At 34.4% G+C, this 12,883-nt stretch carries 10 protein-coding genes; 9 read left to right on the forward strand and 1 reads right to left on the reverse strand.

Translation table 11 applies throughout. From position 1 onward, the window contains the following. Positions 1-15 precede the first annotated feature (15 nt). Positions 16-591 (forward strand): hypothetical protein, encoded by a 576-nt coding sequence (locus tag GM661_RS07965; protein WP_230869532.1) that lies wholly within the window; start codon positions 16-18, stop codon positions 589-591. Continuing rightward, positions 578-1,267 carry a radical SAM protein gene (locus GM661_RS07970; protein WP_230869533.1) on the forward strand — a complete coding sequence of 230 codons (690 nt, stop codon included), beginning with the start codon at positions 578-580 and terminating at the stop codon, positions 1,265-1,267. The genes GM661_RS07965 and GM661_RS07970 overlap by 14 nt, the downstream gene beginning before the upstream one ends. Positions 1,268-1,336: 69 nt before the next feature. On the opposite strand, the gene GM661_RS07975 is transcribed toward GM661_RS07970, so the two are convergent. Continuing rightward, positions 1,337-2,404: a GerAB/ArcD/ProY family transporter gene (locus GM661_RS07975; RefSeq protein WP_230869534.1), complete on the reverse strand. Its 1,068-nt coding sequence runs from the start codon at positions 2,402-2,404 to the stop codon at positions 1,337-1,339. Between the two features lie 156 nt (positions 2,405-2,560). On the opposite strand from GM661_RS07975, the gene GM661_RS07980 reads away from it, so the two are divergent. The 7 genes from GM661_RS07980 to GM661_RS08010 all read left to right on the forward strand — a co-directional run bounded on the left by GM661_RS07980 (position 2,561) and on the right by GM661_RS08010 (position 12,816). Continuing rightward, positions 2,561-3,652, forward strand: coding sequence for a GerAB/ArcD/ProY family transporter (locus tag GM661_RS07980; protein WP_230869535.1), 1,092 nt, complete (start codon positions 2,561-2,563; stop codon positions 3,650-3,652). Between the two features lie 61 nt (positions 3,653-3,713). Then, positions 3,714-5,276 carry a spore germination protein gene (locus GM661_RS07985; protein WP_230869536.1) on the forward strand — a complete coding sequence of 521 codons (1,563 nt, stop codon included), beginning with the start codon at positions 3,714-3,716 and terminating at the stop codon, positions 5,274-5,276. Beyond that, positions 5,269-6,477, forward strand: coding sequence for a Ger(x)C family spore germination protein (locus GM661_RS07990; protein WP_230869537.1), 1,209 nt, complete (start codon positions 5,269-5,271; stop codon positions 6,475-6,477). Before GM661_RS07985 ends, GM661_RS07990 begins: the two co-directional genes overlap by 8 nt. 21 nt (positions 6,478-6,498) lie before the next feature. After that, positions 6,499-6,813: a hypothetical protein gene (locus tag GM661_RS07995; RefSeq protein ID WP_230869538.1), complete on the forward strand. Its 315-nt coding sequence runs from the start codon at positions 6,499-6,501 to the stop codon at positions 6,811-6,813. Positions 6,814-7,031: 218 nt separating this feature from the next. Then, entirely contained in the window at positions 7,032-8,102 is a 1,071-nt protein-coding gene (gene carA / locus GM661_RS08000; RefSeq protein ID WP_230869539.1) for a glutamine-hydrolyzing carbamoyl-phosphate synthase small subunit, read from the forward strand. Between the two features lie 33 nt (positions 8,103-8,135). Further along, a complete protein-coding gene (carB, locus tag GM661_RS08005) occupies positions 8,136-11,336 on the forward strand; it encodes a carbamoyl-phosphate synthase large subunit (protein WP_230869540.1) in 3,201 nt (1,066 codons plus the stop codon). Between the two features lie 103 nt (positions 11,337-11,439). Then, the gene (locus GM661_RS08010) at positions 11,440-12,816 is read left to right on the forward strand and encodes a radical SAM protein (protein WP_230869541.1); all 1,377 of its coding nucleotides are present in this window, start codon (positions 11,440-11,442) and stop codon (positions 12,814-12,816) included. Positions 12,817-12,883 lie beyond the last annotated feature (67 nt).

Genomic DNA, 12,883 nt, shown 5'->3' on the forward strand with positions numbered 1-12,883 from the left:
AGGAGGATTATTATAATGAAAAGAACAGAGGTATTGCCGATATGTCTTGTTGCCCTGGGGGCTGTTTTAAATTATATTGGGGGAACTATTGCTTTGGTTTTGAGATTGCCAGTTTATTTAGATACAATTGGAACCATCATGGTAGGTGGACTGCTAGGGCCCATCTATGGAATCTTTCCAGGTTTGATCAGTGGGATTATTAGTGGGATATCTACAGATATATATGCCCTGTATTTTACACCAGTACAGATTATTACAGGAATAATGTCCGGTATACTGTTTCAAACTGTTTATATGAAAAAATGGATGCTTCCGCTTGGAACACTGGCCATAACAATCCCGGGGACTATAGTAAGTTCTAGTATTGCAGCATTTTTATTTGGAGGGATTACTTCCTCTGGTTCATCAGTCATTGTTCAGTTACTACATAAATTTGGATTCCATATGACAGTGAGTGTATTTATAGTCCAAATTTTTACTGATTATTTAGACCGCCTTCTGGCAGTGGTTCTGGTCTGGGCAGTTCTTGCTGCTATGCCAGTTGATTTAAAGGCTCATCTCAAAGGAGAGGAATATAGTGGACCGCTATAGTAGAATAATTAATAAGAACTGTAGAGAGATTGTCTTGCTTAAGGGATATCCTTGTGCCTGGGGAAAATGCACATTTTGTGATTATACTGAAGATAACTCTAGGGATTTGCAGGAAATGATCGAAGTAAATAGTAAAGTGCTTTCTCAGGTGACAGGGGAGTTTGGGGTATTGGAAGTTATTAATTCTGGAAGCTGTTTTGAAATACCAGAAAAGACCTTAAGGCTGATTCGTAGTATTATAAAAGAAAAGGATATTAACCAATTATTTTTAGAAAGTCATTGGATCTACCGTCATAAACTCCAGGAAATGAGGGATTTTATGGGAATACCCATTATCTTTAAAATCGGTGTAGAGACTTTTGATAATGAATTTCGTCAAAAGGTTTTGAACAAACAGGCAGATTTTAAAACACCCCAGGAAGTTCGAGAGTATTTTGATTCCCCCTGTATCATGGTAGGGATCAGAGGACAGAGTAAGGAAATGATTGATGATGACATACGTATCCTTAAAGAATATTTTGAATTAGGTACAATTAATGTATATACCAATAATACCACTGATGTGAGACGGGATGAAGAATTAGTAAAATGGTTTATGGAAAAATACAGTTATCTAGAAGAAGACCCTTCTCTTGAAGTTTTGTATTTGAATACTGATTTTGGAGTAGGGGACTAAAGTCTTTGGGCTGTGGTGTAATTTACTAATAATATTAAAGAAAAGGGGGAATAGAAAAAGCATTGGCGATTATTTGTTGAATCCCAAGATAAAGTAAAATAAAATTAGGATAATATAGGTTGGAAAATAAAGTAATAATAGGTTACCTGATGTATAAATCCCTATAATTTCTGCAGGAATTGAAGTATCAAAACTAAATATTGATATTATTGTTAAGAAGAAACTTACTGGAATTAGTATATTTTTATAATTATTTATTTTAAACCATTCAGCTACTGAAAAGACAGAAGCAAAATAAAAAATTGCTAATTTTATTGTGGTGGCAATTAACCAGATCACAAAAATAATAATTTCATTACCTGTTGTGGTTAGTTTGGTCAGGTCATAAAAGGGGAAATCCATATTTTTAGTTAAATCAATTTCAAAAACAGCAATAGAAATAATAAATAGAATAACAATTATTAATTGAATAAATAAATTGCTTAGTATGCTTGCTTTAAGGGCTTTATTTTTATTCTTTAAATAAGGTGTAAATAATAATAAAAGGGTTAAAATCAGTCTAAACCAATCAGCTGAAACTATACTTCCTCTAATTATTGTTTTAAGATCAAAAACCACTGGTTTTAAACGATTAAAATCAAATAAGTTAGTATTAAAAGTTGTAATAATAAGTATAATAATTGTACCAGATATCATTATAAACATGGCAATTACACTTATTCTAGTTAAACTTTCAAACCCAGTACAAGTTGCATAGCTTGCTAATACTGCTAAAGCAATTGATATTATTATAGGAGAGGTATTGGGCATTACAACTGTAACAAAGGCGACAATTTCATATAATATTAAGGTAGTATCAAATAAAATTATTAAAACAAAAGGTAAAATGATTATTCTTCCTAATATAGAACCAAATAAAGACATGCAGTCCTGAATAACACTTTTGTCGGAAAAATCAAAACTTAACTTTAAAAGAATATATTGAATAACTCCTGTACTAATTCCTGCCAAAACAGCAGAAGCCCAACCTAATTTTTCTGATTCTGCTAAGGTTCTGGGGACTATTAAAACAAGAGTAGGGAGTACTATTGCCAGGCTCAGCCAGAAGACTTGATAAGTACTTATCTTTTCTTTCACTTTTTTCCACTCCAAGTATGAATAATTATATGTACTTATTATTAACAAAAGACATATAATTAATAACTTTTACTTTCAATCAAAATTTTATTATATTAATATTTAAATTTAAAATTGTACAAAATAATGCTATGTAGATTTTAAGGGGAATCTAATATGCCTCAAATATCTAAAAGTCAATTGGCACTATTATTTATTAACATAATCATACCAGCTGCTCATATCCAAGTTCTATCTGTAAGTGTTAAGTATGCTAAAAATTCTGCGTGGATTGCTGTATTAGCAGCATATTTAATCATTGCTATTCTTAGTTTAGTAACTATAAAATTAATAGAGTTATATCCTCAGGATAGCATTTTAGATTTTAGTTCTAAAATTATGGGTAAGACGATAGGAAAGCTGTTCAATATTATTTTATTTTTCTATTCTTTTTTAATAGCATCATTTATGTTAGAACAATTTTCAATATTAGTTACAACTATGGTTTATCGGATGACACCAGCTTATATTTTAAGAACTGGTATTATGATTTTAGCATTATATTTGGTCAGTTTGGGAGTAGAGGTAATCTTTAGAGTAAGTGATATCATATTTATAATAGTTGTTTTATTTACAATAGTTATTGGTATAGGTTTGTTAAAGGAAATTGATTTTAAGATGCTATTACCAATATTCACCGTTGATCTTAAGAATTTTATTAAAAGCACAATAATGCCCATGGTTTTTTTCGGCCAGATTATCATATTTTTGTTTTTTCATAATTTGCTTGAAGATTTATCAAGTATAAGTAAAACTATCCAATTAAGTTTGTTAGTAGGCAGTATATTTGTATTTTTATTTGTATTAGTTGATTTAATGGTTTTTGGGGCAGACTTAGCTTCTAGAATGCTTTTTCCTCCTTATATGTTAATTAGATTTATTAATATTGAAGAAGTACTAGATAGAGCAGAGGTTTTTATGTTAACCTTATGGATTGCTTTATCCTTTATTGAGACGGCAGTTTATTTTTGGATTAGTAATCAAGCTATAATTAAGGTGTTTAATTTAAAATATCAAAAGCTAAACATAATACCGTTAGCTATTATTTTACTAGCTCTTACTACTGTAATGTGGAGAGAAAAAGGAATAATTGGTTTTCAGCAGTATGTTCAACTTGGATATGCTTTTAGTATCTTAAGTGTTCAATTATTTGTTCCAGTCTGTCTATATTTAACAGCACTCTTTAGAACTGGAAAAGGAGGTAACTAGTGAGTAATAATTTTAAAAAACCTATACCTGTAAAAGAGGTGAAAAAAAAAAGCTTAAAGCATTGCGAGAACGTTACATAAAAGGAGAAGATATTAATAATGTAGAGATAAAAGCAAGTTTAGATAAAAACTTAGTTTATATTCAAAGTATCTTTGATAAAGCAAGTGATTTAGTAGTTAAAAGATTTCAAATTGGAATTAACCATCCGATAAATGTAGCAATTATTTATATTAGTGGGATTAGTGAAAAAAAAGTTATTAATGATAATATTTTAAAAAATTTAATGGTTAATTCTCGTAAGCAAAATCTTAAAGAAAATATAACTACTACAGGGATTAGGAATATTATTTTAAATACTTTATTACCTGTAGCAGGAGTAACAGTTAAAGAACATTCTGATGAATTAATACAGGCATTACTTAAGGGAAAAACTATTTTATTGGTAGATAATTTATCTGAAGGCTTTTCCTTAAGCACAAAAAATGAAGACTCCAGGGGGCAGGAGCCAGAGACTGAGACAGTTGTTAGAGGACCAAAGGAAGGGTTCACAGAGGATTATAATACCAATATCAGCTTAATTAGGCGTAGAATCAAGACTCCTGACTTAAAATTTGAAGACTTTGTAGTGGGTAGAGTGAGTAAAACAGATGTAGTCATAGCCTATCTACAAGGTGTTGTTGAGCAATCATTAGTAGAAGAGGTTAGAGAGAGAATAAGAAGAATTGATATAGATATAATCAATGAAAGTGCCAATATTGAACAGTTAATTGAAGATGATCCTTATTCTCCTTTTCCTCAAATTAATAATACTGAACGGCCAGATGGGGTAGCTTCAGCATTGAATGAAGGACGAATAGCTATTATAATTGATGGAACCCCTTTTGTATTACTTTTACCCTCAGTCTTTATTCACTTTCTACAGTCTGTTGGGGATTATTATGAACGTTTCTTGTTTTCCAATGCTATTAGATTATTAAGGCTATTAGCTTTTTTTACAGCCTTATTGGCCCCTTCAGTCTATGTTGCAATTACTACATATCATCAAGAGATGATTCCAACTCCTCTGCTAATAAGCATCGTAGCTTCTAGAACAGGAGTGCCTTTTCCTTCCGTTTTAGAGGCATTATTAATGGAAATAAGTTTTGAAGCTTTACGTGAAGCAGGATTACGTTTACCAAGACCTGTTGGTCAGGCAGTAAGTATTGTTGGGGCTTTAGTTATTGGGGAAGCAGCTGTACAAGCTGGACTTGTTTCCAGAGCAATGGTAATTGTTGTAGCTTTAACAGGAATTGCTTCTTTTATTATTCCAGCTTATAATATGGGAATTTCTATTAGACTACTTAGATTCCCAATTATGTTTTTAGCAGGAAGTTTTGGTATGTTTGGTATAACCTTTGCTTTTTTAGCTCTGTTAATACATTTATCAAGTTTGCGTTCTTTTGGTATCCCTTATTTATCTCCAATAACCCCTATTAATTTATCAGGATTAAAAGATTCTATTTTTAAGGTGCCGGAATGGATGAAGAATAAAAGATCAACCTTTATTGTGAAAGAGGATAAGAAGAGAATTAGGTCTAATGCTAAACCTGGTCCTTCTAATAAGCAGGGTGAAGATAATGCTTAAAAAATTAATTTTAAGTTTATTAATAATAATTATTATGTTAAGTGCTGGTTGTGCTAATAGAAAAGAGGTGGATGAATTAGGGATTATTAATCTTACAGCAATTGATAGAGATCCTAAAACAAATAAATACGAAATGGGAGTACAATTAATTTCTCCACAAGGAACTATGTCCGAGCAAGGAACCCAGCAGCAAGTCTGGACTATTGCTGCTACAGGTGATACTTTGATGAAGGCTGCTAAAAATCTAAGGTCACGAGTTCCCAAAAAATTAGTCTGGTTTCATAGTAATATAATAGTGATTGGGGAGGAATTGGCTAAAGAGGGTATTGATAAGACTATTGATTTTTTTGCCAGTAATCCTGAAATTAGATATAATAGTTGGGTTTTAGTCTATAAAGGAAGGTTAGGTGAGTTATTTAAAATGGCCCCCAGGTTTGAAAATTCTTTAGCTCAGGCAATGGAAGGAATAATAGATAATCGGGAAGAATGGTCTAGTTTCTATACAATTAATTTAAAGGATATGTTAATTAGATTAGCTAATCCTCATTATGATGTAATAGCAGGTATGATGACTGATTATGTTCCTAAACTTCCTACAGAGGGTACCTATGAGCAGGAAAATTTAGTAAGTAGTCTTGATCCAGACGAGAAGCAAATATTGGCACTTAGTGCTATGGGGGTTTTTAAAAATGGTAAACTAAAGGGTTGGTTTAATCAGGGGGATACAATGGGTTATTTATGGGTAACTGGAAAGATGAAGCGGGGTACAATAGTAGTACCAGTCAAAAAAAATGATAAAGATAGAAGTATGTCAGTAGATTTTCTTACAGCTAGTAGTAAGCTAAAACCAGTACTTAAAAAAGGAAAGTTAAGTATGGAGTTAAAAATTAAGACTGATGTAGAGATTTCAGAGAAAGTATCGAAATTTGATTTAACAAAAAACGAAAATGTTAAAAAAGCAGAAAAGTTAATAGCAGAAAAAATCAAAGAAAAAATTAAAGGGGCTTTAAAAAAGGCCCAAAAGGAATATAAGGCTGATATTTTTGGTTACTCTGTAGTAGTCAACAGAAGATATCCTAAAGAATGGGAAGAAAAATATAAAGACAAATGGGATGAAATTTATCCAAATATTGTGACAAACATTGATGTTGAAGTTACAATTAAGCGTTTAGGAATGTTATCTAATCCAATAGTCGAATAAAAATTAATAGGAGCGATTAGATTGAAAGTAATAGCACTAACTTTGTTTTTTATTATTGTAATGTATTTTCAGATGAAAAATCTAATTAAAAATAAAGATTGGAAAGAACTCTTTGTCTATTTGTTGTTAATGGGGGTTGGAATTTTATATAGTTATGGAATTGTTCTTGGATGGAAACTACCTAATCCAACAATTTTTTTAAATAAATTGTATAAACCATTTTATGATTATATATTTGAAAACTTATTAGCACAAAAGGGATTATCTGAAAATTTCCATTTATACTTTTCTTCGGTGGGTTTTTTTATCCAAGGCTTATTGACAAGTCATATATGATATGATACTATTTCTATTAGGTGAATATAAAGTATCCTTTAAACTAGTCCAGAGAGGCTAATAAGGAGATGAATCTACAGTTAGGATGGTGTTTTTTAGACCTGAGCTGTGGTTAATTCTGTATACCAACTCCTTGTCAGATTTTCTGGCAGGGGTTTTTTTGTATATTGGGATATATTATTTTGACAATAAAAATCTGGTTTTTACGGGGGGATTTTATGATCAAGGGAAGACTTGTTCTTGAAGATGGGAGCATCTTTGAGGGAGAAATATTTGGCTATGGGGAAGATACAGGTGGTGAGATTGTTTTTAATACCAGTATGACTGGTTATCAGGAAATATTGACTGATCCATCTTATAAGGGTGAAATAGTGACAATGACTTATCCTTTAATCGGGAATTATGGGATAAATACTGATGATTTTGAATCAGCTGCCCCTCACGTCAATGGGTTGATAGTAAAAGAGGTATGTCCTGAACCTGAAAACTGGCGCCTGGATAGTAATTTAATAGACTACCTGGAGCGAAATAAAGTTACAGGTATTTGTGGTATTGATACCAGGGCATTGACCAGGAAGTTAAGAAGTGAGGGTACTATGAGAGGTATAATTACTAAAAAAGATGATGATGATACTGCTCTAATTAATAAGGCAAAGGCTGTTCCTGCTCTATCAGGAAGGGATCTGGTAAGTACTGTTAGCAGTAAAGAGGTATACCAGCTTGGTAAAGATAATAAGTACCGGGTTGTACTTATTGACTGTGGAGCCAAGAAAAATATTATTACTTCTCTTGTTAACAGAGGCTGTCAGGTAACAGTTGTTCCAGCCTGGACAACTGCTGATGAGATATTAGGTTTAAATCCTCATGGTATTATGCTTTCTAATGGCCCTGGTGACCCTCAGGATGTTCCCTATCTTGTAGATACTGTAAAAAAACTATTGGGAGAGAAGGCAATTTTCGGTATCTGCCTCGGTCACCAGATACTGGGTTTGGCCTGTGGTGCAGAAACCTTCAAATTAAAGTTTGGACATCGAGGTGCCAATCACCCTGTTAAAGATTTAGCTAGCAATAGGGTTTATATTACATCACAAAACCATGGGTTTGCCCTTGATAATAATTCAGTTAAAAGGCTTGATATAGATATAACACACCTTAATGTAAATGATGGTACAGTTGAAGGCTTATCTCACAAGAAATACAAAGCCTTTTCTGTGCAATATCATCCAGAGGCCTGTCCCGGGCCAGAAGATTCTAATTATCTTTTTGATAAATTTATTGCCCTGTTCTAGCAAAGCACACTCAAAATCTAGGAGGTTATAAAGATGCCCTTAAGGAAAGATTTGAAGAAGGTAATGGTGATAGGGTCTGGTCCGATTATAATCGGTCAGGCGGCTGAATTTGATTACTCCGGCAGTCAGGCCTGCCGCGCTTTAAAAGAAGAAGGTCTGGAGGTTGTACTTGTTAATAGTAATCCTGCAACCATAATGACTGATGAGAATATGGCTGATAGGGTTTATATTGAGCCGCTAACAGTTGAGGTGATAAGTAAAATACTTCGTAAGGAAAGACCTGATGGTCTTCTGCCAACCCTTGGTGGACAGATTGCTTTGAACCTGGCGATAGATCTGGCCGAAACAGGTATACTGACCGAATTGAGAGTAGAATTATTGGGCACTCCTCTAGAAACAATCCAGCGGGCAGAGGATAGGAATACATTTAAGGAATTAATGGATGAAATAGGTGAACCTGTTTTAAGCAGTAAGACTGCTGAAACGATTGTTGAAGCGAAGAAAATTGCCAATAATATTGGATATCCTGTTATCATCCGTCCGGCCTATACTATGGGAGGAACAGGTGGGGGTGTAGCTCATTCACCAGCAGAACTGGAGGATATAGCGGCCCGGGGTTTTAAACATAGTTTGATTGGTCAGATATTAATAGAACGGAGTATTAAGGGCTGGAAAGAGATAGAATATGAAGTAATGAGGGATGGTAATGATAACTGTATTACTGTCTGTAATATGGAAAACTTTGATCCAGTGGGGGTTCATACCGGTGATAGTATTGTTGTTGCCCCCAGTCAGACCCTGACTGATAAAGAATATCAGCTTCTGCGTTCTTCAGCATTGAAAATAATTAGGGCCCTGGGGATTGAGGGTGGATGTAATGTACAATATGCCCTTGACCCAGAGAGTTTTCAGTATTATATTATTGAGGTTAATCCCCGGGTAAGTCGTTCCAGTGCTCTAGCATCTAAAGCAACAGGATATCCGATTGCCAAGGTTTCTGCCAGGATTGCCCTGGGATATACCCTGGATGAGATAGAAAATGCTATAACTGGCAAAACAAAGGCCTGTTTTGAACCGGCCCTTGATTACCTTGTTTTTAAAATACCGCGCTGGCCTTTTGATAAGTTCCATTATGCTGACCGCGGTCTGGGTACACAAATGAAAGCAACTGGAGAGGTTATGGCTATTGAGCGTACTATAGAATCAGCCCTCCTGAAGGCTGTACGTTCTCTGGAGATAGGGGCCTATGGGTTAAAACAATCTGCCATAGAGTCATTTAGTGATAAGAAGTTAAAGGAAAAACTACTGGCTGCTGATGATGAGCGCTTATTTGTTCTGGCTGAGGCCTTAAGAAGGGGTTATAGTGTAGATGAACTCCATAAATTAACAGATATCAGCAGCTATTTTTTAAGTAAATTAGAAAATATCATTAATTTGGAAGAAGATATAAAAATTGAACTAACACCAGAATTATTGGAAAGAGTGAAAAGGGTTGGTTTTTCTGACAGGGAGATTGCTACTTTATCAGGTAAAAAAGAGGAAGAAATAAAATATATACGTGATAAACATGCTCTAAAACCGGTTTATAAAATGGTTGATACCTGTGCAGCAGAATTTGAGGCTGTTACACCATATTATTATTCATCATATGAAACTGTAAATGAATCAATCAGAACGAACCGAGAAAAAGTTATGGTCCTTGGTTCAGGGCCGATTAGAATAGGTCAGGGGATTGAATTTGACTATTGCAGTGTACATTCTGCCTGGACCCTTCATGAGGAGGGTTATGAATCTATTATTGTTAATAATAACCCGGAGACTGTAAGTACAGATTTTGATACTTCAGATAGATTATATTTTGAGCCTCTAACTAAGGAAGATGTAATGAATATTATCGAACAGGAAAAGCCAGCCGGGGTTGTAGTACAGTTTGGGGGTCAAACTGCCATAAACTTAGCTCATCCACTAGCAAGTGAAGGTGTAGAGATATTGGGGACATCTGTTGAAGCGATAGATATTGCTGAAGACCGTGATAGATTTATAAAACTCTTAAAAGAGCTTAATATCCCTACACCAAGTGGTGATGTAGCTGCTTCCTTAGAGGAGGCTAAAAAGATAGTCTATAATGTTGGCTATCCTGTTTTAGTACGCCCCTCCTATGTCCTTGGTGGTAGGGCGATGGAAGTAGTTTATAATGATAATGAACTTATAGAATATATGAGAAATGCAGTTAAGATATCCCCTGAACATCCGATTCTTGTTGACAAATATATTACTGGTATGGAGATAGAGGTAGATGCAATTTCAGATGGCCGGGATGTAGTAATACCCGGGATTATGGAACATGTGGAACGGGCTGGTGTTCACTCTGGTGACAGTATAGCTGTTTACCCTACACATTCATTAAAAGCAGAATTAAAAGAAAAAATAGTAGATTATACTATCAGGATTGCCCGGGCTTTAAAGATTAAGGGTCTAATAAATATCCAGTTTGTTGTAGCCAGGGATAATATTTATATTATTGAGGTAAATCCCCGTTCCAGCCGTACAATACCATATTTAAGTAAGGTTACCGGGGTTCCTATGGTTAAACTGGCCACAAAGGCTTTACTGGGAGTATCCTTAAAAGAGATGGGTTATTCAACAGGCCTTGTCAGGGAAAAGAAACATATTGCTGTTAAGGTACCGGTATTTTCTTTTTCCAAATTAACAAAAGTTGATACAGGATTAGGTCCAGAAATGAAATCAACAGGGGAGGTTCTTGGTCTGGATTATTCATATGAAAAGGCCTTATATAAAGGATTAATAGCTGCTGGTATTGAGATACCCCAAAAAGGAACAATTCTGGCAACTATAGCCGATAAAGATAAAAAGGAAGCGATTAAATATATTAAAGATTTCACAGCACTGGGTTTTAATATTATTGCTACTGAAGGGACAGCTGATGCCCTTAAAAAGGCTGGTGTAAAGGTTGAAAAAATAAATAAAGTCTCAGATGGCTCGCCACATGTAATTGATTTAATCAATCAGGATAAGGTTGATTTAGTTATTAATAGCCTTACCAGGGGTAAGATACCAGCCAGGGATGGATTTCAGATCAGAAGGAATGCAGTTGAAATGGGTATTCCCTGTCTAACATCACTAGATACTACTGCGGCGATTTTACATGTTCTTCAGGAGATAAAGGCAGGAGAAGATATTGAAGTACAGGCCCTGCAGGATTATATAAAATAAGCCTAAACGATGATCACCAAATAAACTAATTAGCTATCATTTTTTAGAGTTACATGAATATATATGTATAAAGTGATAGCTTAAAGTTAGAGGTGATCAATTAATGGGTATTAATATTGATTTTGCAAAAAGGTTTGCTGCTGATTTGGCAGTCAAGCAGGTTTTAAAGTACATTGAAAAGTCCCCAGAGGAAAACTTTTTGCATATTCTTGATATAGCAGAAAAATTGGTCAAGCGTGATAACCATAAACAGGCCGTACAGGCTATGAGGGAAAATTATGAAGCAAATCCAGTTATTAAACAATATATTAAAAAACTAAGTGATATTGCTCCTGCTTATAGGGATGGCTTATTGATGAATTTCTTTGTTAATGCCGTGATTTTAGGTATACCATACCAATACGAATTATCTGAAGAATTGGGAACAGCAGTACCCTGGACAATATTAATAGATCCTACCAGTGCCTGTAATTTAAACTGTAATGGTTGTTGGGCCGGGAAATATAATAAGAAGGATACCCTTGAATTTGAAGTTGTAGATCGGGTCATTGTGGAAGCCAAAAAGCTGGGGATATATTTTATTGTATTATCTGGTGGGGAACCTACACTTTATCCTTATCTCTTTGATATCTTCAGGAAACATGATGATGTTGGTTTTATGATGTATACAAATGGCACTTTGATCGATGATGAATTTGCGGATAAAATATTGGAAGTTGGTAATGTAACACCAGCTATCAGTCTTGAGGGTTTTAAAAATCAAACTGATCAGCGCAGGGGAGAAGGAACCTTTGCGAAGATAATGGATGCTATGGACCGTCTTTCTGCACGGGGTATTATATTTGGTGCCAGTGTTACAGCTACCAGGGATAATGTGGATACTTTATTTGGGGATGAATTCATTGACTTAATGATTGAAAAAGGCGCTATTTATATGTGGTCATTTCATTATATTCCGATTGGGAGAAATCCTGATTTTAATTTAATGCTCAAACCAGAGCAGAGATATAATCTAGCAGATAGGGTGACTGACTTGAGGAATAATAAACCACTTTTTGTTATGGACTTCTGGAATGATGGGACATTTAGTCAAGGGTGTATTGCTGGAGGTAGAAGGTATTTTCATATAAATGCTAAAGGAGAAGCAGAACCTTGTGCTTTTGCACATTTTTCTGTGGATAATGTCAAAGAAAAATCATTAAAAGAAATCCTGCATAACCCCTTGTTTAAGGCTTATCAAAAGAGACAGCCATTTTCTGCAAACCTGATGTGTCCCTGTCCAATTATAGATAACCCCCAGGCCCTGAGGGATATTGTAGAAGAGTCTTCTGCTCTACCAACCCATGAGGGTGTCCGGGAGATATTTGCAGCTGAAAATGCGGAAAGGCTTGATCTAATATCTAATGAATGGCATTGTATTTCTCAGAAAATACATGATAAGAGAATGGGTATAGAAAAGTCTAGAGAAGGAAATTTTTAAAATTTTTTTAAAAAAAAGAAGGAATTTTAAATTTAGTATTGAATATGTATATATAAAGATACTAAAC

The organism is Iocasia fonsfrigidae, assembly GCF_017751145.1.
Classification (GTDB): domain Bacteria; phylum Bacillota; class Halanaerobiia; order Halanaerobiales; family DTU029; genus Iocasia; species Iocasia fonsfrigidae.

Coding starts and splice junctions, on each gene's coding strand:
- GM661_RS07965 (WP_230869532.1), top strand. CDS start 16: ATGAAAAGAACAGAGGTATTGCCGATATGTCTTGTTGCCCTGGGGGCT.
- GM661_RS07980 (WP_230869535.1), top strand. CDS start 2,561: ATGCCTCAAATATCTAAAAGTCAATTGGCACTATTATTTATTAACATA.
- GM661_RS07990 (WP_230869537.1), top strand. CDS start 5,269: ATGCTTAAAAAATTAATTTTAAGTTTATTAATAATAATTATTATGTTA.
- carA (WP_230869539.1), top strand. CDS start 7,032: ATGATCAAGGGAAGACTTGTTCTTGAAGATGGGAGCATCTTTGAGGGA.
- carB (WP_230869540.1), top strand. CDS start 8,136: ATGCCCTTAAGGAAAGATTTGAAGAAGGTAATGGTGATAGGGTCTGGT.
- GM661_RS08010 (WP_230869541.1), top strand. CDS start 11,440: ATGGGTATTAATATTGATTTTGCAAAAAGGTTTGCTGCTGATTTGGCA.